The following is a 23,084-nucleotide window of genomic DNA, read 5'->3' as shown; positions in this document are numbered from 1 at the left end:
AGGCGGTAAGAAAATGAGCAAAACTAAAAAGATTCTTATCGCCATTTCCTCCCTTGTATTGGTATTTTCCCTCGTTAATATAGCAAGAACTTTTCTAGGGGATTATGCCGAGAAACAGAAAATCGAACAATTGACTAAGGTTTGGGAGGAAGGGTCAGGCAAAGGCGGAGGGGATGCATTCCCCTCCCTTTTGTTCAATAAGGCGAATGAACAGGTCATGCTTTCTGAATTTCGAGCACTTTACGAGAGGAACCCGGACATCGTCGGCTGGCTGAAGATGGATGGGACCCGAATTGAGTACCCAGTCATGCAGAATCCAGAGGATGCGGAGTACTATCTCAATCATGATTTCGATAAAAAGGAGAATAAAGGCGGACTCCCTTTTTTGGATGAGCATAGCCGGGTTAACGATTCGGACATTTTGCTGATTCATGGACACCATATGAAAAGCGGCTGGATGTTTAAAGATCTAATGAAGTACAAGAACGAAAGCTTCTATAAAGAGCATGCTACGTTCCAGTTCAGTACATTTTACGAAAAGGAAGAGTATGAAATTGTTGCCGTTATTCTGTCACAAGTTTATCGCAAATCGGACGACGTTTTTAAATACTACCAGATTGACAATGTAAATACGCCTGCCGAGTTCGATTCATATGTTCAGAACATCAAAAAACTCGCTCTTTATGACACGGGCGTAAATGCCCAATATGGCGACAAGCTAGTTGTACTGTCTACCTGCGAGTACTCGACCGAAAACGGCCGATTAGCGGTGGTTGCTCGAAAGCGTTCATGACGATGTTGAAATATAGAGTGAAGCTGGTTTATATCGCGTTCTCCTTGTGAGGACGCGATTTTTTTAGGTTAATTTGATCTAGTTAGCTTGGGTTTTAATAGGTTGCTTCATTTAATCTTTTAATCTGCTCCTGAGTAAGTGTTACATCGAGTGCCTGTAGGTTCTCCTGAAGCTGTTCCGTTGAGCTTACTGCTACTAACGGTAGGGCAACCGGGGAGTTACTTAGCATCCAAGCGAGGACGATTTGATTATGTGTTGCGCCCGTTTCTTTGGAGATTTCTTGTAAAACGGAAATTCTTGCCTCAGCGTCTAGGCCAGTGTATTGCACAGGAATTGGACGATCCTGACGGTTGTATGCACCGTTCAACAGAGGTGAATAGGCAAGTAAAGATATGTCCTCATGGGTCTCGATATATTTGAGTAGTTCCTCCGAAACACTGATCTGTACATCGAAGTCGGCGCCTGGTCTAGGGCGTAGATAGGTATATCTCTGCTGAATACATTGATAGGCAGCAAAACCGTGTGATTGACTAATACTTCTTGCTTTTTCAAGCCGCCAAGCGTAATGATTACTGCATCCGATGGCCCTTACTTTGCCGGATTGTACTAATTGATTGAAGGCTTCGAGCGTTTCCTCCAAAGGGACATCCATATCGTCGATATGGGCGTAATACAAATCAATATAGTCGGTTTGCAGTCGTTTGAGGCTTTCATCCACCGCTTTATGAATGGCTTTTTTGGATAACCCTTCTTTAGAAGAAAAGCCACCACCAGGAATAGTTGGGTTCGCTCCAACTTTGGTTGCTAGAAATATGTTATTCCGGTTTCCTTTTTCCTTCATCCATTCTCCCAGCAAGGTTTCGCTTTGTCCACCTACTCCAGCTCCATTCCAAAAGGCATAGTTGTTGGAAGTATCCAGAAAGTTACCTCCTGCCTCTACATATTGATCCAGTAGTCGATACGATAAGCTTTTATCGGTTTTTGTACCGAAGTTTAGACAACCGAGACATAGAGCACTCACCTGAGGTCCTGATTTTCCTAAAGATAGCTGCCTCATTTTATTCATCTCCTATTCCTGTGTAATTTCTTCCTTTACTAAAGAAAAGCAGTTTAAGATTAACTTATAATAGTACTATAGTTAATAATTGCAATTGCAACTTGGACAAGAGTTTAAAGGAGTGGTATATATCAGTCAAGATTTTTCTTGGATAATATAGATAAAAGTAGTGTTATAACTAAATATTACAAAAATAGAGTTTAATCATGAAAAAGAAGGATATAGTGCGAGAAATGTAGGTTACAGTAATGTTGCATTAGCCCTTGGCTTGACTTTATACTTAACTAATAATCCAAAATGTGGAGATAAATGAAAGGAGCCTATAAGTCAATGAGATTACAGGCGAAATCATTAAAAATAAAACTTCTCTTAATCGTGATATCGATTTTTTGTTCAATAATAGTTCCCATACTAATTCTACAATTATTTTATATTTTGTTTGCCGAGTTTTATACTAAGGGATTCTTAACTGGGATGGGTCATTTTCTTGTATGTGGAATAATGATAATTTTGAATATTGTTGGTAGCCAAATATTAATACAAAGGCAATATACTAGAGTAAAGGAGAATATAATAAGAAATATTTTTATAATTATTACTGTTAGTATCATTTTACAGGTAGGGCTAAGTATTATGATTGAGAATCCATTCAAAGATCCTCCTTTACCAACCTTCACATAACAGAGCATTCCTACTTCGTCGCTATGCTGAACCGTATAACAAGTAGCAGTAAAGTTTAAGCGGACGGAAAAATTTCCGAAGAAATGTGCTATTATAAAGGCTCAATAACTGCTCAAAGTACGGTTTAAGGAGATGAATTTATGAAGAAAAGGATAGCTTGTTTACACGCTCACTATTCAAATATACAGTATATTGAAAATGCCCTTTCCTCTGATGAGTTGGAATTGATTCATTTTGTCGATCCTGGTTTGATGAGTCGAATCTCATCAGATAAAAATTTCGATGAAGTACAAGCTCAAAATAAAGTGATCGAACAAATAGAGTGGATGTCACAAGCGAACGTTGAGGCTATTCTTATCACGTGTACTAATTATATTGCTCTTCTTGATGAAAACCGACTTAATACTACGATTCCTATTATAAAAATTGATGAGCCTTTCTTTGATTCGATCTGTAATATTACAGAACCACAAATTGTTTTATTTACTAATCCTGCAACTGTTGAGGGGACGATGAGAAGGCTTAATGAATTTGCCACAATACATGGCAAGCCCATTCCTGATATTGAGGTACGTGTTGTGGAGGATGCATTTGAACTCATCATGCAAGGTAAAAACGAGCAATACGTTGAACAATTATCAAAGTATATAAAGGGAGTTTTTGCCTCAGATAAAAATAAGAAAATTTCTGTTGCTCAATTATCTATGGTGGAGACAGCCGTTAAAGTTGAGCGAGAGTTAAATGTGAAAATCGGAAATCCATTGGATTCTCTCATACTAAATTTCGAGGACTTGTTATAAAAAAAGATCCAATCACCTAAAATGACTGGATCTTCAATAACCAATTAATTTTTAATAAACTAAATTTCAAAATCAATTTTGCCATTTTCGGTTAATTCAAATGGACCAGGTGTGACATCTGCATCAGGTCTCTTTGTTTCGAAAAAGTCGGAGTCAAAACGGTATGGAGTCCCGTCAGGCTTCTCATAATTCATATCGGCGTGATACGTTTTTCCAAGCAGATCAGTGGTTATCAGCATTGGAGAGGATCCTTGAAGCAATTCAGGTGCATTGATTTGAATTTTTACCTTGCCTTGCGCAAGATTAATCTCAACTTTTATGCCTTTTTGCGTATAAACCTTCGCATTGGGTTCATGACTACTTGGAGTTGCATGGTTGAGGTATAAATTCCCACCCATAGCCACTGGAAGAACTGCATTCCCGATAAAGAAATCCTTCGCAGCATCGCCAAGCTGTATAAGCTCTTCTTTGGTGTATTCCCACAATTGTTTATCTTTTGTATTAGGATGCTTATTATAGCTGCCAAGTCCCACAGCATGCAGATAACAAATAGAATTGTCCGGAACACCATCCATGACAGTTTTCCCGTCGGCATCCACTTCATCTCTTGGTTTTAGTGGAAGATGTTCAAAAAAGGTGATTGGAATCGGGTCGTTATTCGCAGCATTATCCCGATCCTTATCCCCATCATGATCACCCAAGAAGATATTGTTGTAGTATCTGTCATCGCCTCCCGAGATATTGGAGTAACCAGCCATTGCTGTCTCATGAGGGAAGTGATACGGCGTAATACGGGTTAGCTCAGAACAAACTATAAATCTGCCTGCAAACAAATTATGAGCAAATGCCCCACCTTGTGCCATATTCCTAAAGTTCATAGGAGAGAGGAACAGATTATGATCGACCATATATGGGCCATGGCACACCTCAACGAAGAAGTCTTCAGACTGGTTGTCGAAAAATACATTTCGGCTGATGCGCGTGCCTTGTGCTTGCCAGTCAAGCCAAATTGCACGATAACAGCTATAAATTATATTTTCACTAATTTGAGTATCTAAGGAAGCATGCAGTTTAATTCCTGCCACTTCAGCACCATGTCTAAGCTTTTTGTGGTGAATATTATAAATACGGTTCTGATAAATACGGCTAAAGGCTGCTCCCATATGACCTACAATCCCTGCCTGTTCACAATCATGAATTACATTACCTCTAACGATGTGACTGCCGACGGTTTCCTTATGCCAGCCCGAGCGTAAGGCTCGTAAAATAACCTCCTGCTCACGTTGAGTCCCACCTTTACTATGCTTCCCCGAAGATTTAGTGTGTCCTGTACCAATTTCGGTACCTAGGCTGATCCCCACACATTTGGATTCACTAATTATATTGTTTTCAATAATCCAACCCTTGCTCCAGTGAGGTCCAATTAAACCTTCCTGATAGTCAGTAGGTGGCGCCCACCTAGGAGCAGCTTGAGTAAGTGTAAAGCCACTTACAGTGATATAGTTAAGTCCTGGCTTCTCAGGCCAAAAACAATAAGGACGGACACTAATTTCTACATTTTCCTTACGAGGATCCCTTCCACCAAAATTAGCCCAAATTTTTGTTGTCGTAGAACCAACCTCGGCATACCATTTTAACAGTGAATCTTTGGGATATTTGGCTTCAGGCCAAACTTCTGGCTTGTGAACGCTTTCAACACTATCACTTTCATATAATGATTTTCCATCCAAATATACATCACCAAGATGAATTGGAAAGGGCCCATCAAACACCCAATCTCCGCTTAGCTCTACTTCAAAGGGATTACGGACAGAAAACATAGAATTGAGTACTTCTGTGCTCCAAACATTGTCACCTTCAGAGTTCCAGTTGGTAATTCGTTCAGCTCCTGTGATGACTACTTCTCCGTCTCCTGCGGATCGATATATGATTCTATGCTCTACTGTTCCTCCATTAGCTGGGTTAACCCATTCCCTGTATACTCCGGCATGAACAATAACCGTGTCACCAGCCATGGCCTGAGCCGCAGCGCGTGATATTGTACGAAGAGGCCTCTCAGCTGTTCCCTTTTGCTGATCATTCCCATGTATGGATACATGATATTCCATAAAAACGCTCCTTCTTCCCACCTTTAAAAAAATCTTAACAATTCCTTAAATGCTGAAGGCAGGCTTGTTTTGAAATTATTGTTATATTAAGTTATTATACTAGAAAATATATACAAGCAGAATGATGATTATATATTAATAGGAAAAAATAAAGATTGATTGGAGAGATGAACATGGGAAATACGGATAAGTTTGAAATGATTGCGAACACATACGACACGCCAGAAAGAATCCATATTGCCAACGTTACATCAGATGCAATACGTGAATATATAGTTGATACTAAAAGTAAGGATGCTATTGATTTTGGGTGTGGTACTGGCCTTGTCGGTATGAACTTGATAAAGGATTTTCATTCCATGCTTTTTCTGGATACTTCACAAAATATGATTGATCAAATTAAGCAAAAGATTACTAATTTAAAAGTTCAAAATGCAAATACAATTTGCTTTGATTTTGAACAGGATGTTTTATCGGATTTACGTGCCGACTATATTTTTATGGCTCAGGTTTTGCTTCATATCGATAATTATGAATCTGTTTTATCAAGATTATTTGATGTTCTTAATGAAGGGGGACATTTGATTATTGTAGATTTTGATAAAAATGAAAATATCGTTTCAGATATTGTCCATAACGGATTTCATCAAGATGAGTTATCCGCTTTGATGAAGAAAATTGGATATAACAATATTAAGTCCAAAACTTTTTATACTGGAAGTAAAATATTTATGGGACAAGATGCATCCATGTTTGTCCTTGATGCTCAAAAGTAAATTGCCGTTACAGACTTAATGATAGTTCAAAGTACACGATAAAACTTTGTCTCCAAATGCTTGAATATCCTTCAAGTAGTTGTACCCTGGTGGATTTGAACCTACTTGATTATACATTCTAACGGCGACTAGCTTATGCTCAGGAATAACTAAACAGGCACAGCCAGTCATTCCTAGTATTTGGTAGGAACCAGTTGGGATTGTGTTTCCTATTTGAGAAATAGCTCTAGGCTTGTCATGAATCCACCAAGCGAAGCCATTTCTAGGCAATGTATCATCAAGAAGTGCTGGACTTTGAATAGTGGTAGCTTGTTCTATGATCTCTTGTGGAACAATCTGTTGCCCATTATAGAGTCCACGGTTCAGGTGAAGGTAACCCCAAAAAGCCAATTCCCGAGCACTTACAAAAAGATCGGCTTCCCCACCTTGGTCGTCAGCGTACTCCTCATTCAGCCATATCAAATTTTCATCTCTATTTTTGCACCAACCTGTCTCAACGAAATTACATGGTTTGAAAACATATTGTTGCATCACTTCTGAAAGGGGCGCTTCAAATAACTCCCGTATTAATCTGATAAGCATATTAATTCCTATATTGTTATAATTCCAACTCATTCCTGGTAGGAAAAGTTTTTCATAATCATTTTTAAGCCCATGTGTATGTGTTAATAAATGTCTTATTTTAACCCCTTTTACTGCATCTAAGTTTAGATCATCTAAGTAATCTGAAATATAATCATCAATGCTTGAAAGCTTCTTTTGGTATAATGCCAAGCTGATAGCAAAACCAAGGTATGATTTTCTTACTGAAGCCACATTAAATCGGGTTGATGGTGTGACTGAGTGTATCTTTGAATTATTCTTATATGAGCCAAAGTAGTTTTCATGAACAATACTGTCTTCATGAATGATGAATGTAGCAGCTGCGGAAGAGGAGATTTGGTCTTTTATTGTATTTACATGATCAGTAAGCGGTATATATTTATCGTTGTCGGTATTTACTCTTTGCTTTTGTACGAGCATAATCTCGTGTCACCTCTGTATATTTTTTTAGATGCCTATGGAATTTTAGAGATTAGCCCTGTTGTAGTATTTAATACCTGTGATCGAACATCATTTTTAGCGATGAAAACCTCTTCTCCATTTTTGTCGAAGCAATATGCAATTGGGATTGAAACGCCAGTATCGCCGTAGGAGCCATCTGAGTGACTTGTACCGATAATCATCGTATTATATGTGATTGCAATTTTCCGAGCTTCATCGATCCACTCTTGAAATTGTTCTTCACTAAACATCCCTACTCCAATCGGATGTATCACTAAGTCTATGTTTATTTCTCCTTTGCTCTTAATTCCTTGAACAATTAATTCATCACAAAGTATGTGACCAATGGTAAGTCCTTCAACTTCGATAAAGGATGTGGGGCTATATTTAATTCTATCCAGTATAACCGTCCCTGAACGATCAATAATAATGGCTCTATCCTTGGGTCTATCGTTCATTCTTCGATATCCACCGATGAGGATACTATTAAATCGTTTTGCTAAAACGCATGCTGCTTCAACATTTTCATTCAAGTATCCCTCTGGAAAAATCGCTATATCTGCAGAGTTATTATTCTTTAATAACTCATTCTCAAGATGACTAAGATTTTGTTCTAATTGGGGTTGAATAATAAGAATCTTCATTTCGTTCCTCCAATCGTATTCAGTAGAATAGTAGTGGACTACAAAAGGGACTGTATTTAATAAGATTGGCGACTGTAACCCCTAGGGCCATCTCAAAAGGATGGCCTTAAAATTTTCAGACGGCTATGCTTTCAAAGTAATAGATCAAGGCAGTACTTCGGCCTGATATTCAGGCCTTATGACATTTGATAATCAAAGTAGCTGGTATAATTTTAGCCTTTGCAGCAGAGTACCACTTACTTGAGTTACTTGTATCATTGTCATCAACTTTGGAATCTTCAATTACCTTGTCAATAACAAATCCAGCATTTATAAGCTCGTTAATAAAGGTGCTTACCTTGCGATTGTGCATAACTATCTGTGTGCCCCTCCAAGAATCATGTTTTTCAAAACCTTCATTTACATAAGGACGACTAAACCTTAGTTGTTCATCCACGTACTCAACAACACTGTGTACAGGATGCTCCCAGCTAAAGACCAAAGTACCACCTAACTTTAGGCTTCTATAAATATTGCTTAACGTCCTTTTTAAATCTACGGTCCACCCGAGTACATATATTGAAACAGCTATATCAAAGTAGCTATCGGGAAGACCCGGTATATCCTCCATTGGCGATTCAATAAAGGTGACAGGAGTACTTAGGCTTGAAACAACTTCTTTTGATGTATTTATTTGTGAGCTGGATAAATCTACACCCCATAACTCCCGTGCTCCTCGTTTAGCGAGATATTCTAAGGTATGCCCGCTACCACAACCCACTTCTAAAATAACTCTATCTTCGATTTGTCCAAGTAGATTTAATTCTTCCTCCGTTGGCGCATATTCACCATAGCTAAGATTGTCAAACGAGCCTTCAAAAAATTGATCAGCAACTTTATCCCAGCCACTTTTGTTGATTTGTATCATTTCTTTTTGTTCTAGCACTCGCAGTCACCTCATTAATATTTTGTTTTATAATGTTTGGAGATTAATGGTAATGAATAATAATAATTGTACTGATAGATGGGAAAAGAAGGCAAATACCAAAAACAAGAGTTCGTATTTTGACTTAATAAAGAGATAGTAGATGCGGAATGCTTTCAAAGTGTTTTCAAATATAAGCATGTTCTATAATCTCATTATCTCTTTAATATTCGTAATTTTAGGGTAAAATAGTATGCCAAGCCAGTTCCATTAAAAAGGAGCTTGAGTAGGTACTGAAATTTATTTCGTAAAGGTTCTGCTGAGGAGTAGATCGTAGATGGTATAATGGAACGACTGAAAATGGTTCTTAAAATGATAAAATCATGACGAGGGTTTTCCCGTTTCAGATAATCGTGCATAATGGACTAAAGATAGAGAAAACAGATCTTTGCGAGCTGAATAACGGAGGGGTATTAATGAAATACTTTTACGGAATACTATCTTTTTTTGGAGTTATCTTGCCCTATTCGCAATTTATCCCTTGGGTCATGCACAACGGACTTAATTTTCCTCTCCTATTTGAAGCCATAACCAGAACGCGTATCGGAGCTTTTGCATGGATGGATGTTTTAGTTACCGCGATCGTGCTGGTAGGATTTATTGTGGTAGAGGGCACTAGAAAGAGAATGAAATATTTATGGATGCCTATTGTAGGTACATTACTGGTAGGTCCTTCACTGGGTTTTCCTTTGTTTTTGTTCCTTCGACAATTACACTTAGAGAAGAAATGAAACAAGGCTCCAATATAGCATTTTTTCTTATAACTTTTAGAGAGCAGGAAAAGTCTTAATGACAAATAACAATAAACAACGTTACCGCTTTAGTGAAGCGCCGATATGGAATATTCAGCGGAAGTATTATGAAGAACTAGGAACAAAAGCTTGGAACAACGATCAAGTTCCCCAATATATAACGAGTAATCCGATGATCGCAGCAACCTATGCTGAAATGATATTTGGGTTTCTTCAAGATCGGGCGGATAAGGGGCATACATTGGAACCTGTTACGATTGTTGAGCTTGGCGCAGGAGCGGGACGTTTCGCATTCCATGTAATAAGTGAGTTGTGCCAATTAAGAGATTATGCTGGGATTTCATTACCTTCGTTCCGCTATGTTATGACGGATTTGGTAATAAATAATGTTTTAGCTTGGAGAGATCATCCTGTCTTTCAACCTTTTATTGACGAAGGGGTACTCGACTTTGCACAATTCGATGCGGTTAATGATACAGTTCTGAATCTTGTTGTAGCAGGTACAACGATTAGTGAGGGAGATTTAAAGCAGCCCTTAATCATTATTGCCAACTACTTTTTTGATAGCATTCCCCAAGAGTTGCTTTATGTAGGTGAGGGTCAAATTTATGAAGCAGATGTTTTTGTTGAATATCCTGAAAATCATACCTCACTTAAACCCTCACAATTATTAGACCAAATATCTCTGAGTTATGAGCATAGACGGACACCTCAATATGAACAAGAAACGTTTCCATATCGTGATGTTATAGCAATTTATCAGGAGCAATTAGAAGATTCGCACATTTTGTTTCCTGTCGCTGGACTCACTTGTTTGGAACGTTTAAATCGGTTATCTCAGTCAGGATTTTTATTAATCACTGCAGATAAGGGAGATCATCTGCTTGATAATTGGAAATTCTCAGAACCACCAGAGTTGATCCTGCACGGAAGCTTCTCTTTAACAGCCAACTATCATGCGTTTAATTATGTATTCGAACAAAGGGGAGGAATATCGTTATTCCCGCCACATCATTATAAAAATATTAATGTCGGCTGTATTGTCAGTGTGGATACACCTTTGGAATATTCCAATACAAGATTAGCTTATCGCAGGTCTGTTTCACGCTTTGGTCCTGATGAATTTTTCAGCTTAAAGATGGGTGTAGATCGCAACTTAGATAACATGGGGCTACAAGCAATCTTAAGCTTTTGGAGATTGGGCGAGTACGATGCAGAATTTTTTATTCAAAGTACGAAGCGAATTTCTAGTTTGTTGCAGGATGCAAGCGATGAAGAAAAGCAAGATATTTTGACAGGTATACAGCTTATGTGGTCATCGAACTTCGTCATGGAGCAACGCTATGATTTGGCGTTAGATGCTGGATTAATATTGTTTGAATTAGAAATGTACGAGGAGTCCAAGCGGTTTTTGGAAATTTCAGTACAGCAAGACCAGGATGAGATCGTATCGACTGTGTTTTATTGTCTAGCTATTTGTTGTTTCGAGTTAGAACTAGAGGGAGATGCGGTAGGATACTTACGAAAATTAATAGAGCTTGAGCCAGAACATGAAGAGGCGCTGGCACTGCTAAGCAATTTTGAGTTGAATTAGTTACCTTAATCCGTGACCACATCAGGTTGCGGATTTTTTGCTTTATATTGTTTGGCTATTGTTCTTTAGCTATTGCTAAAAACTATGACTAGCCATGCTTTTTTCATATAACGTGAACTGTCCTTGATCATGCTATACTCAGTAGAACAAAATTCAGTACTTTAAATAAATAGATTAAAATTCGAAGGGGAAATAGCTATGAAACCATTCCGTAATGATCATGTAGGTAGTTTTCTACGTCCTGCAAGCTTAAGTCAGGCGCGCGAACAATATAAATCAGGCAACATCACATATGAACAATTAAAAGCTGTGGAAGATAAAGAGATTATCCGCATTGTTGAAAAGCAAAAGGAAAATGGTGTACCTGCTATTACTGACGGTGAATTCCGTAGAAGCTGGTGGCATTTTGATTTCCTAGGTGGCTTGGATGGGGTAGAGCTGTATGAGGAAATTGATGGACCTAAGTTCCATAATATGCAGACGCGTAAAGGTGGAATTCGAGTTGTGGGCAAAATAGACTTCTCTACGCATCCCTTTGTTGAGCATTTTCAATTTTTGAAAAAGCATGCAGGTGATGCAGTAGCGAAACAGACGATCCCAAGTCCAAATATGTTAGTGTATCGACTGGAGCCTAACGCCAACATTTATCAGGATCGAGAGCAATTTCTTCAAGATACGATTGTCGCGTATCAAAAAGCAATCCAAGCGTTCTATGATGCGGGATGTCGCTATCTGCAATTAGATGATACAGCATGGGCAGACCTATTCTCAGAAGCAGGTCACGATAAGCTACGTGCTAAAGGGTTTGAACCGGCGGAAGAGTTAAAAACGATGCAACGGATGATTAATGAAACCTTGGCTAACAAGCCAGCAGATTTAGTAGTAACTATGCATATTTGCCGTGGCAACTACAAATCTAACTACTTCTCTACAGGTGGTTATGATTACGCTTCTGAGGTCATATTTGGCGGCTTAGACGTAGATGGGTTATTTTTAGAATTTGATGATGAGCGTTCAGGTGGTTTTGAGCCATTAAAATATGTGAACCGCAAGGATTTGAAAATCGTGCTTGGGTTAATCACTTCTAAATCAGGTCAGTTAGAGGATAAAGAGCAGATTAAAGCTCGAATTGCTGAAGCGGCAACCTATGTCCCACTTGATCAGCTGTGCTTAAGTCCACAATGTGGCTTTTCGTCTACAGAAGAAGGTAACATTTTAACAGAAGAAGAACAATGGCGTAAGCTTCGTTTTGTTAAGGAAATTGCAGAAGAGGTCTGGAAATGGTAGATATTAGTAAGGCTCAAAATTAAAATTAGTGGCTGCTAAATTCGGAGGTAAGCGGCTACGGTGCAGAGGGTAGTTTCGACCGCTGTTACAGCCTGCTTTTCTCGAATTCATATTTTTATCAGATGAAAAGCAGGCTGTAAAGGCGGACGCGTTCGCTTCTACACTATCCCTCTACCCCTTCGCTGATTTGCTTCCTTGGCAACCACTAATTTCGAGATTGAGCCTTTAATAACGGAGGGGATTAGAAAATGGCGATTCAAGCAGATAAAGACACAATTATAGTTGAAGCCCTTATAAACGGTCAAAATGTAAAATCCCTTTCACAGTTAGCAAAGGAGAATCCGACAAGCCCAGCAGAAATCGTAGGTTATTTCCCTGTTACTACAAAAGAACAAGCGGTGGAAGCGATTGAAGCGGCGGCAGGGGCTTTTAAAACATGGAAGCACACCTCCATCGACGAACGTATTCATTTGATGCGTAGGGCGATAGAGAAGATAAAGGCAGCTGAGAATGAAATTGTTCAGTTGTTATCCAGAGAGCACGGTAAGCCTGTCTATGATGCACATGGTGAAATTTTTGTATCATTAATGTGGATGGAGTTTGCTTGTAATGAAGCCAAAGCAGCGCTACAAGAAGAGATGCAAGAGCATGACCATGGTAAAACGATTCTTTCTTATGATCCAATTGGGGTAGTGGCTGCGATTAGTCCATGGAACTATCCGATTGCTTTATCCACGATTAAAATCGCTCCTGCCTTACTTGCTGGTAACACGATTGTGCTCAAACCAAGTCCATACGCGCCATTAGCGGCGACGAAGGTGGCTGAGATTATTGCAAGTGAGTTCCCGCCTGGCGTGATTAACGTCGTACATGGTGATGCGGATGTGGGTGTTGAACTGACCAGTAATCCACTTGTAACTAAAATTGCTTTTACAGGTGGAACTGAAACCGCTAAGCATATTATAAAAGCTGCTTCGGACACGATTAAGGATATGACGCTAGAGCTTGGTGGTAACGATGCGGCGATTTTCTTGGATAGCTTTGATGTTAATGATGAGCGAGCAATGCGACGGATTGTCGTTTCTAATTTCTTAACAACAGGTCAAATTTGTATGATCGCCAAACGTGTATATGTTCATCGTTCTATTTATGATGCTTTTGTAGAAAAATATATCGAGGCTGCAGATCGTTGGATCCGAATTGGTGACCCATTTGATCCAAATACAACGGTAGGTCCACTCAATAACCTGAAGCAAAAAAATTACGTCCAGGGTTTGATTGATGATGCGCAAAAGCGTGGGGCTAAGGTGATGCCTCTGGGCCAAATTCTTAATCAGAAGCTATTTGAACAAGGTTACTATCTACAGCCAACACTTGTGTTGGATTGCGATTATCATGATCCGATCGTAGTGGAGGAGCAGTTTGGTCCAACGGTTCCAATTTTGCCTTTTGACGATGTAGAGCAGGTAATTGAGCTACACAATGAAAGTAAATATGGTTTAACGAGCTCTGTATGGGGCAAAGAAGAAGATGCCATCATAGTTGCCCGTCAACTTGAAGCTGGAACAACCATGATTAATACCGCTGCTGTGCAAGGGCTTGATGTCCGTTTCCCATTTGGTGGCTTTAAGCAATCTGGGATTGGCCGTGAATACGGCGTGGAGGGTATTCGCACTTATACAGAAAGTCATGTTATCAACGCTCCTAAGATGCTGGACCTTCCTTATATACCAGAATAAATCTTATCGGATTTAGAGTTATAGATCGTATAGGAAATATATTGAATTTATTTATGCTGAATGCTAATCTAAATCATAGAGATGCAAACAAAGGAGCATATACCTTATCATGTGGATGACTCTATAGTGATTAATAATATAAAGTATGCCTGTAAATAGTGAAAACACACTATTGTATTAGGCATGCTTTTCTTTAATCTCACAGGGTATGCAGGGCAAGGTGTATCATAAACCTATGCTACGGATGCCTGAGTGTATCCGCTTATTTTTTTGCGTGGGAGACCGCATCTCTATTGATTACTACCTGTTTTCCTTTAATACCTACTGGACGTTAATCTTTATCTAAAAAAGAGGAGTGTTAGTATGGAAAAGGGTAAGATCGTATTTTTAAACGGTGTAACGAGTGCTGGCAAAACATCTATCGTAGATGCAATTCAATTGAGGTCTGAGCAATTTTTTTATGTTGTTGCCAATGATCTGTTTGAGAATACAATTGGTGATCACTATCTTCGTGAAAATTATTGGAAATATTTAAGTGAGGCCATCATTATGATGTATCATACAGCGAAATTATTTTCTGATCACGGCAAAAATGTACTTATTGATGGCATTTTAGTAGAAAGACCTGAGTTAATGCCCCATTATGAAAAGGTTAAGGACATATTTGCTGGTTATCCTCTTTATATGGTTGAGGTGTATTGTCCTTTAGATATTTGTCGTCAACGGAATATTGAACGTGGAGATCGAAGCGAGGATCAATCTGAGGAGCAATATAAAATAATGGAAAAAGATATACAGTATAACTGCACAGTCAATACTCATCTGAATTCTTCAGAGCAATGTGCAGATTTAATTTTAGAGAGTTTATAGGGTAGCTCCCTGTTTCCCAACAGTTAAGCACGATCTAACTGTTGGGAAACAGGTTTTATAAGTTTTAATTTATGCATTATGGTAACTAGTGGTACATATTCTGAATCTTTACTTGCCCAGTCCCCTCGGCAACAATGTTGTAAGATCCATTTTTAAAATCTAGTGTTGATCGGGTCCAAAATCGAACCTTATTGCCCTTTGTAATAAGCAATTTAGGGCTATTAGGTATCGTTATAAAGCCTTTAGCTTTGGCAAACTCTAAATCTAAGCGTCTGAAGCTTAAGAAGCCATTATCTAACCCTCCACTAAAAGTAATTAAATCTGTTTTTTCTATATTGGATACAAATGATACGTCAGCAAATGTTAAATAATAGTTTCCATCTGGCGTGTTAGGTTCCACAAAAAGTTGACTATACAATCCCTCTGCCTTCCCGTTCTGAATCTTTACAACGATATACCGATGAAGGTTTAACACACCTGTACGGTTGGATAGCTTTATATCACCCTTCGATAATTCACTTACCTTAATCGAGCTAATAGCATAAAAATAATCACTAATTGTCGTTAAATTTGTACCCGTTGTGCCTACCTCTCTCATCTCACTGAGATCGCTATATTGCTTGGCATCAGTACCCTCTACATCCATGTAACGTAGCAAAATGGCAGAGACTTCTGCACGTGATGTAGAATTAGCTGGCTTCAAGGTTCCATCCTGAAAACCGCCTACGATGCCTGTACCACGAACAAGTGCAAGATACGGAACTTGCTCAGCACGAATCGTGCCGTAATTGACTTCAGGTGTAGGTAGCAAAGTGTTTTTTGTATCTTGAAAAGCATCCTGAAAACTGCTGTCAGACTTCATCAGTCCGTTCGCAATCCACTTCATCATCTCATAACGTGTCAGTTCCACATTAGGCTTGAAGCCGTCAGCATAGTCGCTAGTGATAATAAACCCTTGACCAACCAACTGACTAACTGCGGGCTCAGACCAATGTCCTTCCAGATCGGAAAAGGGATGCTCTTCCAGCTCTTGTGACTTCACCAGCCCTGTTACCCGAGCGAGAATTGCGGCATATTCACCACGAGTGATCTTGTCATTGGGGCGGAAGGTTCCATCCTGATAACCCGCAATTAGTTTTTTCTCATATGCTTTAACAATGGTCGCTTGAGCCCAGTGACCTTTAATATCCTTGAACTGTGTCAACGTGTTATCCGTCAAATCGGATGTTGCATGTACCACCCTCGTCCACTGCATCGATCCTGATCCAACAGGTAGCAATATACCGACAATTGTAGCCATTGTTAACAATCCCATCCTAAAAAAGTTCCTGCTATTCTTCTTTTGTTGAGCCGCTTTTTGAACTTTCAATCCTTCTCACGCTCCTATGTATGTTAAAATGGGGACTATTCGATATTTTATCATGAAAACCTAGCATTTTGATAGGAATTTCTATGCCTTCTCAGAGTCTGAGATGGACTCCCCAGTCAATCAACTTTTAGGTGGACTTCAGGTGTTAATTATTAAATAATTCGATTATTGACCCGAAAAAGGGTACACTTAATATAGAAGTAATTTCAGTGGGGTGAGCAAAGGCATGGCAGAAGAAGTAGTATTAACGCAGGATGGTTTTGACAAGTTACAGGCGGAGCTCGATGACCTCAAATATGTGAAACGCAAGGAGCTGGCTGCGCGCATTAAGCTAGCGATCAGCTACGGCGATTTGAAGGAGAATAGCGAATACCATTCAGCTAAGGATGATCAGGCTTTTATGGAGACGCGGATTATCATCTTGGAGAAGATGTTGAACAGCGCCCGAATTGCAGATGCGGCGCATACGGATTCAAGTACGATTCAGGTTGGCTCTAATGTTGTACTAAAGGATATCGAATTTGGTGACACACTGGATTATCAAGTTGTTGGACCTGCGGAAGCGGATGTGGCCAATGGCAAAATCTCTTACGAAAGCCCGCTTGGTAAAGTCCTGATGGGTAAAGCGGTCGGGGATATGATTAATGTAGATGCACCTATGGGCATAATTCGGTATGAGTTATTGGAGATTAAGGGGCTGTAAGAAGGCGATAAAAGTCTTCGGTTTCATTGTAAAAAAGGCGGTGCGTGTGCCTGAATGGCGACGTAACCGTCTTTTTATAGTTCAAAAAGAATGGATGTTTAAGTGAAGTTGAAGTTATGTGACGGTAACTGCTACCAATAGATTGAACTTCATGGTAAACAGTGTTACTCTAAAAAACGATATACCTCGAATCTATGCTTCACTATTCATGTAATAATCGCCACCATTTTAGTTAGGAAGAAAGGTAACACGATGATAAAAGTTAGTAATTTATCCTTCTCATTTCCGCAAAAGGAACTGTATAACAATATTTCATTTACGCTTGAAGAGGCACAGCATTGCGCTTTTATAGGAACAAGTGGTAGTGGCAAAAGTACGCTGATCGAGATCCTAATCGATCCTGAAAGACATTTGTTTGATGGTAAGCTAGAGATCGATCCCAATTGCCGAATTGGGTATGTGAGTCAGTTTTCCCAAGTAGATAAAACAAAAGAAATCACGGTTTATGAATATATGCGACAAGATTTTATTAAAATACAGAACGAAATCACGTCCATTTGTACCGAAATGGAAACCTCATCAGATATGGATGCATTACTGGAAAAGTATCAATCCGCTTTAGATGCATTGGATTTAATGGGTGGCGATGATTTTGAAAGCAATATTAATAAGCAACTAAATCTAGCCAACCTGATGAAGCTAAAGGATCTTAGCGTATCTGAAGTGAGTGGCGGAGAATTTAAGCTGATTCAAGTCATAAAGGAAATGCTGACTAATCCAGACTTAATCATTATGGACGAACCTGATGTATTTCTAGATTTTGAAAACCTTAATGCGCTTAAAAAGCTTATAAATTCCCATAAGGGCATGTTACTCGTGGTTACACATAACCGATATTTACTGAATCATTGCTTTAACAAAATTTTACATCTTGAAAATACAGAACTCCAAGAGTTTGATGGACGATATATCGATTATAACTTCTCATTACTCCAGTCTAAAATTGATTTGCAAGAGCTATCAGTTGCTGATGCTGAGGAGATTGAGAGAAACGAGAACCTTGTCAATAATCTTAGAGCGATCGCAAGTAATGATGCTGACGCAGCTAGAGGCAGAGCGTTAAAAGCTAGAGTTAAATTTACAGAAAGATTGGAGGCGCGGAGAATTAAGGCGCCATTTGTGGAGATTAAACAGCCTGACATAAGCTTTGGTATGGATAATCAGATCAAAGACGCAGTCGTTATAAAGGTTAACAATTATTCTGTTGCTTTTGATGAATTGCTTTTAGACAATGTGAGCTTTGAAATAAAATCAACAGATAAAGTAGCGATTATTGGTCCAAACGGAACTGGAAAAACGACATTACTACGAGAAATCTTTAAAAATAATCATGCTTCGATTGAAATCAATGCGGAGGCTAAAGTAGCCTACTTATCTCAGGTTCAAGGTGAAATGCTAAACGGTGCTAATACGATATTAGAAGAATTTATCGATGCAGGGTTCGAAACTTATGATGAAGCTAGATCGTATCTTTCAAGCTATGGTTTTGAAGGAGAGATTGTTGATCAAAAAATCGAGTCTTTATCAGGTGGAGAAAAGAATCTACTTCAATTAGCTAAAATTTCCTCTACTCAAGCTAACGTATTGCTGCTCGATGAGCCAACAAGCCATTTAGACACCTATTCACAGCTTGCACTAGAGAGAGCGATTGAGGACTATAAAGGTGCAATTCTCATGATTTCACACGATTTCTATTCTGTTGTAAATGGCATGGATTATGTTTTAATCATTGAGGACAAGTCGATCACCAAAATGAGTATGCAGACATTTAGAGAGATGATCTATGCTAGTCATTTTGATCAACACTATTTAGAAATGGAACAAAAGAAAAAAGCAGTTGAAATGAAAATAGAGTTGGCGTTAAAGGAGACTAATTTTGAACTGGCAAAAGTATGGGTAGATGAGCTAGAGGAGCTAATTAAGCTACTTTAATAGGTGAGTATAGAAGAACTCTAGAATAATCCAAGAGTTCTTCTGTCTTGCTACCTGTAGTCAGCCAAGCCTAGGTAGTGAAGTGATAATACATACTCATAACCATGTGATGCTACCAAAGCGATGTTGTTTATAATTGTATCCTTGTTATTTACACTTAGATTAGCAAAGGCAACCTTAGCGTCATGAAAGCTTTCCAATCGAGTTTTTCCATTTTGAAGCGCTTCATAATATTTGTAAGCAAAAAAATATGCGCTGTTACGTTCTTCCATAAGTTTTTTGTTCAAAGCGACAAGCTTGTATTCGTTGTCTCCAGATTTTCCTTCTGATTTTTGAACGTCAGTCCAAGCATAATTCTCAGCGTTTCCATTCGTCCCAAGCATTACGGATGCTATAGGGTTGATCAGCTTTCCGTCTGTAAGCCCATCGTGTATTAAGCCCTTTCCCTTTAGAGCATCTTTTCCTGGAGCCATGTTCCAAAAGAAGGTTGTGTAGTAATTTGCATTCAAGCCTATAATACTTTTACGATCAAGGAACGATACCTTATTTTGTGTAGCTTTGTCGCTATCCCCGTCACTCCCAACCACTAAATCCATCAATCCAGCCTTATTTTCACTGGTAAGTTTCATTGCTAGGTCCTTATAATATACACGGAGATCGGTGTTTTTGAAGAGATTAAATTCTGGCTCCTCCTTTAGTCGCTTCAGGAATAATGCAATATCGTTAATGCCAGCTCCATTTTCGTGAAACATAGTTGGAACAGAAAGAACAACAGTGGGTATTGATTTGCCCTTAGCTTGCTGATGATACTTTTCATACTTGGATATGTACGCAGAAATTTCTCCTTTAGTCAGCGGTAGACGTGAGACAGGCCAATCAGGAATGATATTGATCGGGAGCCCTTGCTGAATGATGCCGTGGACAGAAACATCCTTTAGATATTTGCTGTCATTCTTAAAGCTGGAGTAGAAAAAGTCAGTTGTGAACTTTTCATTTGTATTCGTTCCAACGCCATCCCATCTTTCATTACCTACGATCATTTTTAGTTTCTGAGTGTAGGTGAAGGCCGGAACGTCATTGACTATACCGAAAATTTGAACTCCAGCAACATTGCCCCCTATTTTTTTCTGTTTGGCTTTTAGAACATCGTATAATTCAGTAGCTGTTTTGTAGTTTGCGGAATCTAATAATACATTGTTTGTCTGTGTAAACTTATTGGTGTACAGTTAATAGCTTTCATGTCTTCGCTTGTTACCTTTTTGCTGTTGTAAATAAAGTAATAGGCCGGACGACTGTTAATGGATGCCTTGTCCTCCGAAGCTACACTGCTTGCTTTAGCCAAGTTGCCTAAGGGAAGCAGAGTAGCTAGAAAAATACATAATGTTGAAATACAAAAAAACCTTTTCACTCAAGCTATACCTCCTCATTTATATTCTAGCTTATTCTTTCACAGCTCTCTATTTCCGTCAATTGGTTACCCAAAATAAAATGGTTTGTTATAATACAGCTAAGTTTAGTTTCATATAAGGGAGGAATACCGTTGAAAATTGACTTCGCAACTGACTTAGACTTCGAATACATACGAAACCAAGATCGGCATCTTTCTGAAAGCTTAATCCTATCTAAAATTAAGGGGAATGAAATCTATATTATTCGAGATCAAGATGATCAAAATATAGGTTGGATGAGGTACGGTTACTTTTGGGATAACACTCCATTCATGAATTTAATCTGGCTAGATGAGCCCTATCGGAACAAGGGCATAGGAAAACAAGTTGTCCTTTTTTGGGAAGAACAAATGAAAGAAAAGGGTTTTAATTTAATCATGACCTCTACTCAGGCTGATGAACAGTCGCAGCATTTTTATAGAAAACTAGGTTATAAAGATGCAGGCTCCTTAATCCTTGATTCGCAACCACTGGAAATATTTTTTACAAAACAGTTATAAAGTGTGTCCAAAAAAAATATTAAAATTAAAATAAATCAAACCAACGCCTTAGTTTGCTGATTATTAAAAAATCAGTAGACAGGGCGTTTTTTGTTCGTTAAGTTGAAAGAGTAGTAAGCATGATTAGACAAATTGACTTTCAACGCTTGTGCAGAATGAAGAGAAAAAACTATATAACATAAAGGAGTGCATTCATGCTTGACTCTTATCCTAACTGGCTGGCCCATTGCTTAGAAATCAAAGATTTAGAAAAAGTGCTAGCTGAACGATCCAACATGCACCTACATCATGCTTCTCTCATTTTAGTGACTGATGGGCAAAGCACGTTATCTATAAATGGGCATGAGGAGAACATTATATTTGGTCAATTAATTGCACTAGAAAGTGGCTCTGTCATTCAATTTTCCAAACCAACACATCTGGATTTTTCTGCCTATCTAATCACTTTCAATATGTACAACATATATGATACAAACTTAAAAGTAGCTAGCAATTGGAGTGTAAATACGGCAACTGGTTATCACATTCGAAGCGTGTCTGATACGGTGGTAGCACATATTCGATTATCATTTAACGAAGCAATAGCGCCTCTAAATATAACGATAAAGCAGTTTATTTTATATAGTTTATTAAAGCAATTACAACAAGAAATACCACAAGAGCAGACAGATGAAGCTACACTTGAGCAAAGAATTGAACATACTGTTACGTATATAACACAAAATTATAATACCATGATTACAAGGGACCAACTAGCAGCTATCGCTGGATATAGTCCATCTTATTACTCAAGGAAATTTACCGAGTTATATCGTAAAACACCAATAGAGTATTTGATTGCTTATCGAATTTTGCGTGCACAGGAAAAGCTACTTGTTACAGATGACTTATCTAAAAATGTAGCGAAGAAAGTAGGTTTTGATGATGCCCAATATTTTACTCGTCAGTTTAAGGGAGCTGTGGGTGTTCCGCCAAAGCATTTTAAAAAATCTATTGCATCGTGTCAAATTTGCTTTCTTTCGTCCGCACATGCAGAAGTCGCAATTGCATTAGGTGTGATTCCCCATACTGTTATCGCTACAAGCTCCTTAACGCCAAGTTATCAAAGAGAGCTATTTCTTAAAAATGGTGTAAAAATACTAGAAATGCCTCAGTATGTCGTTCAGCAAGACATCATTTTACAGCAACAGCCTGATTTAATTATCGGAGCACATTTAACGGAAGAGACGAAGCAACATTTTCAAACCATAGCACCTGTTATAACGAGATTACCGGATGAGCTAAATGAGCTTATAGCTTACTTTGGGAAATTATTTAATAAACAAAGTGAAGCTCAACAAATGATGAAGAGACTAACTACAGAGGTTAATACCTTAAGGGATAAAATCCATAAACAGATCAATAACAACAATAAGATTTCTAACAGTACAAATGATGTTACTGCGGAAATCACCGTTCTTTATCTCCGCGTAGAACAGTTAGGCTATCGTTATGTTGGTGAAGCCTCCACTGACTCGGCTGTTCTTCTGTATAAGGAGCTTGGCTTAAACATGCCTCATTACTTTCGCTCAAATGAGAAAAGCTTTAATGAGTGTTCTTTACAACAATTAGAGGACGCAAATCCTACTTATTTAATTATCGAAAAACGGATTATGGATTACTACAGTGCAGATCTCAGTCTATCTATGCTACAGCAAAGTGAGCAATGGGGTAACCTAGATGCGGTAAGAAATAACAAAGTAATTTATGTTGATACTGGTTTATGGATTAATAATTGCAGTGTATTTGGTAAAAGGGAAATTATGAAGCAGATTGAAGAGGCTATATTGAACAATGGCTTACCAGCGATGACACAATAATCCACTTTTTAGGACACTTTCAGCTATAGTAGGTTTCCTCATTATTCATTATAATTTGATAGTGATAATCATTATCAAAGAAAAGAGGGTTATATTTTAATGAA

19 protein-coding genes are annotated in these 23,084 nt (G+C 38.5%); 12 read left to right on the top strand and 7 right to left on the bottom strand.

Translation table 11 applies throughout. The features are described from left to right. Nucleotides 1-13: 13 nt before the first annotated feature. On the top strand, nt 14-793 hold the full coding sequence (locus tag ABE099_RS18460) for a class B sortase (protein ID WP_430032687.1): 780 nt from the start codon (nt 14-16) through the stop codon (nt 791-793). Between the two features lie 94 nt (nt 794-887). Here ABE099_RS18460 and ABE099_RS18455 read toward each other — a convergent pair whose 3' ends face one another. Next, nucleotides 888-1,850: an aldo/keto reductase gene (locus ABE099_RS18455; protein ID WP_430032686.1), complete on the bottom strand. Its 963-nt coding sequence runs from the start codon at nt 1,848-1,850 to the stop codon at nt 888-890. A gap of 821 nt (nt 1,851-2,671) precedes the next feature. On the opposite strand from ABE099_RS18455, the gene ABE099_RS18450 reads away from it, so the two are divergent. Continuing rightward, nucleotides 2,672-3,331, top strand: coding sequence for a hypothetical protein (locus ABE099_RS18450; protein ID WP_430032684.1), 660 nt, complete (start codon nt 2,672-2,674; stop codon nt 3,329-3,331). A gap of 59 nt (nt 3,332-3,390) precedes the next feature. Here the strand turns inward: ABE099_RS18450 and ABE099_RS18445 are convergent, their stop codons facing one another. Beyond that, nucleotides 3,391-5,439 (bottom strand): right-handed parallel beta-helix repeat-containing protein, encoded by a 2,049-nt coding sequence (locus tag ABE099_RS18445; RefSeq protein ID WP_430032682.1) that lies wholly within the window; start codon nt 5,437-5,439, stop codon nt 3,391-3,393. Nucleotides 5,440-5,612: 173 nt separating this feature from the next. Here ABE099_RS18445 and ABE099_RS18440 point away from each other — a divergent pair, with 173 nt between their 5' ends. Beyond that, nucleotides 5,613-6,215, top strand: coding sequence for a class I SAM-dependent methyltransferase (locus tag ABE099_RS18440; protein ID WP_430032680.1), 603 nt, complete (start codon nt 5,613-5,615; stop codon nt 6,213-6,215). Between the two features lie 15 nt (nt 6,216-6,230). Here the strand turns inward: ABE099_RS18440 and ABE099_RS18435 are convergent, their stop codons facing one another. The 3 genes from ABE099_RS18435 to ABE099_RS18425 all read right to left on the bottom strand — a co-directional run bounded on the left by ABE099_RS18435 (nt 6,231) and on the right by ABE099_RS18425 (nt 8,828). Then, complete coding sequence (locus ABE099_RS18435; RefSeq protein WP_430032678.1) at nt 6,231-7,238, bottom strand: serine hydrolase domain-containing protein; 1,008 nt, start codon at nt 7,236-7,238, stop codon at nt 6,231-6,233. Nucleotides 7,239-7,273: 35 nt separating this feature from the next. Next, nucleotides 7,274-7,903, bottom strand: coding sequence for a hypothetical protein (locus ABE099_RS18430; protein WP_430032675.1), 630 nt, complete (start codon nt 7,901-7,903; stop codon nt 7,274-7,276). Nucleotides 7,904-8,072: 169 nt separating this feature from the next. After that, nucleotides 8,073-8,828, bottom strand: coding sequence for a class I SAM-dependent methyltransferase (locus ABE099_RS18425; RefSeq protein WP_430032673.1), 756 nt, complete (start codon nt 8,826-8,828; stop codon nt 8,073-8,075). A gap of 392 nt (nt 8,829-9,220) precedes the next feature. Between ABE099_RS18425 and ABE099_RS18420 the strand changes: the two genes are divergently transcribed. The 5 genes from ABE099_RS18420 to ABE099_RS18400 all read left to right on the top strand — a co-directional run bounded on the left by ABE099_RS18420 (nt 9,221) and on the right by ABE099_RS18400 (nt 15,109). Next, a complete protein-coding gene (locus tag ABE099_RS18420) occupies nt 9,221-9,598 on the top strand; it encodes a DUF2834 domain-containing protein (RefSeq protein ID WP_430032672.1) in 378 nt (125 codons plus the stop codon). 58 nt (nt 9,599-9,656) lie between these two features. Then, on the top strand, nt 9,657-11,213 hold the full coding sequence (locus ABE099_RS18415) for a tetratricopeptide repeat protein (RefSeq protein WP_430032670.1): 1,557 nt from the start codon (nt 9,657-9,659) through the stop codon (nt 11,211-11,213). Nucleotides 11,214-11,411: 198 nt separating this feature from the next. Then, complete coding sequence (locus ABE099_RS18410; protein ID WP_430032667.1) at nt 11,412-12,500, top strand: 5-methyltetrahydropteroyltriglutamate--homocysteine S-methyltransferase; 1,089 nt, start codon at nt 11,412-11,414, stop codon at nt 12,498-12,500. A 248-nt stretch (nt 12,501-12,748) separates the two neighbouring features. Beyond that, nucleotides 12,749-14,239, top strand: a complete 1,491-nt coding sequence (locus ABE099_RS18405) for an aldehyde dehydrogenase family protein (protein WP_430032665.1) — start codon at nt 12,749-12,751, stop codon at nt 14,237-14,239. 363 nt (nt 14,240-14,602) lie between these two features. Continuing rightward, nucleotides 14,603-15,109 (top strand): phosphotransferase-like protein, encoded by a 507-nt coding sequence (locus tag ABE099_RS18400; RefSeq protein ID WP_430032662.1) that lies wholly within the window; start codon nt 14,603-14,605, stop codon nt 15,107-15,109. An 85-nt stretch (nt 15,110-15,194) separates the two neighbouring features. On the opposite strand, the gene ABE099_RS18395 is transcribed toward ABE099_RS18400, so the two are convergent. Further along, complete coding sequence (locus tag ABE099_RS18395; RefSeq protein WP_430032660.1) at nt 15,195-16,409, bottom strand: S-layer homology domain-containing protein; 1,215 nt, start codon at nt 16,407-16,409, stop codon at nt 15,195-15,197. Between the two features lie 295 nt (nt 16,410-16,704). Here ABE099_RS18395 and greA point away from each other — a divergent pair, with 295 nt between their 5' ends. Continuing rightward, nucleotides 16,705-17,181 (top strand): transcription elongation factor GreA, encoded by a 477-nt coding sequence (gene greA, locus ABE099_RS18390; protein ID WP_430032658.1) that lies wholly within the window; start codon nt 16,705-16,707, stop codon nt 17,179-17,181. Between the two features lie 252 nt (nt 17,182-17,433). Next, nucleotides 17,434-19,173: an ABC-F family ATP-binding cassette domain-containing protein gene (locus ABE099_RS18385; protein WP_430032655.1), complete on the top strand. Its 1,740-nt coding sequence runs from the start codon at nt 17,434-17,436 to the stop codon at nt 19,171-19,173. A 50-nt stretch (nt 19,174-19,223) separates the two neighbouring features. On the opposite strand, the gene ABE099_RS18380 is transcribed toward ABE099_RS18385, so the two are convergent. Further along, nucleotides 19,224-20,213 (bottom strand): hypothetical protein, encoded by a 990-nt coding sequence (locus tag ABE099_RS18380; protein WP_430032653.1) that lies wholly within the window; start codon nt 20,211-20,213, stop codon nt 19,224-19,226. A gap of 500 nt (nt 20,214-20,713) precedes the next feature. Between ABE099_RS18380 and ABE099_RS18375 the strand changes: the two genes are divergently transcribed. Then, entirely contained in the window at nt 20,714-21,121 is a 408-nt protein-coding gene (locus ABE099_RS18375) for a GNAT family N-acetyltransferase (protein WP_430032651.1), read from the top strand. A 194-nt stretch (nt 21,122-21,315) separates the two neighbouring features. Then, entirely contained in the window at nt 21,316-22,980 is a 1,665-nt protein-coding gene (locus tag ABE099_RS18370) for an AraC family transcriptional regulator (protein ID WP_430032649.1), read from the top strand. Nucleotides 22,981-23,084: the final 104 nt, after the last annotated feature.

Source organism: Paenibacillus turicensis (assembly GCF_050461185.1).
Taxonomy (GTDB): domain Bacteria; phylum Bacillota; class Bacilli; order Paenibacillales; family Paenibacillaceae; genus Fontibacillus; species Fontibacillus turicensis_A.
Note: the sequence above shows the minus strand (reverse complement) of the source record. Positions and strands in the feature narration are given on the sequence as shown.

Coding starts and splice junctions, on each gene's coding strand:
- ABE099_RS18460 (WP_430032687.1), top strand. CDS start 14: ATGAGCAAAACTAAAAAGATTCTTATCGCCATTTCCTCCCTTGTATTG.
- ABE099_RS18455 (WP_430032686.1), bottom strand. CDS start 1,850: ATGAGGCAGCTATCTTTAGGAAAATCAGGACCTCAGGTGAGTGCTCTA.
- ABE099_RS18450 (WP_430032684.1), top strand. CDS start 2,672: ATGAAGAAAAGGATAGCTTGTTTACACGCTCACTATTCAAATATACAG.
- ABE099_RS18445 (WP_430032682.1), bottom strand. CDS start 5,439: ATGGAATATCATGTATCCATACATGGGAATGATCAGCAAAAGGGAACA.
- ABE099_RS18440 (WP_430032680.1), top strand. CDS start 5,613: ATGGGAAATACGGATAAGTTTGAAATGATTGCGAACACATACGACACG.
- ABE099_RS18435 (WP_430032678.1), bottom strand. CDS start 7,238: ATGCTCGTACAAAAGCAAAGAGTAAATACCGACAACGATAAATATATA.
- ABE099_RS18430 (WP_430032675.1), bottom strand. CDS start 7,903: ATGAAGATTCTTATTATTCAACCCCAATTAGAACAAAATCTTAGTCAT.
- ABE099_RS18415 (WP_430032670.1), top strand. CDS start 9,657: ATGACAAATAACAATAAACAACGTTACCGCTTTAGTGAAGCGCCGATA.
- ABE099_RS18410 (WP_430032667.1), top strand. CDS start 11,412: ATGAAACCATTCCGTAATGATCATGTAGGTAGTTTTCTACGTCCTGCA.
- ABE099_RS18405 (WP_430032665.1), top strand. CDS start 12,749: ATGGCGATTCAAGCAGATAAAGACACAATTATAGTTGAAGCCCTTATA.
- ABE099_RS18400 (WP_430032662.1), top strand. CDS start 14,603: ATGGAAAAGGGTAAGATCGTATTTTTAAACGGTGTAACGAGTGCTGGC.
- ABE099_RS18395 (WP_430032660.1), bottom strand. CDS start 16,409: ATGGCTACAATTGTCGGTATATTGCTACCTGTTGGATCAGGATCGATG.
- greA (WP_430032658.1), top strand. CDS start 16,705: ATGGCAGAAGAAGTAGTATTAACGCAGGATGGTTTTGACAAGTTACAG.
- ABE099_RS18385 (WP_430032655.1), top strand. CDS start 17,434: ATGATAAAAGTTAGTAATTTATCCTTCTCATTTCCGCAAAAGGAACTG.
- ABE099_RS18380 (WP_430032653.1), bottom strand. CDS start 20,213: ATGATCGTAGGTAATGAAAGATGGGATGGCGTTGGAACGAATACAAAT.
- ABE099_RS18370 (WP_430032649.1), top strand. CDS start 21,316: ATGCTTGACTCTTATCCTAACTGGCTGGCCCATTGCTTAGAAATCAAA.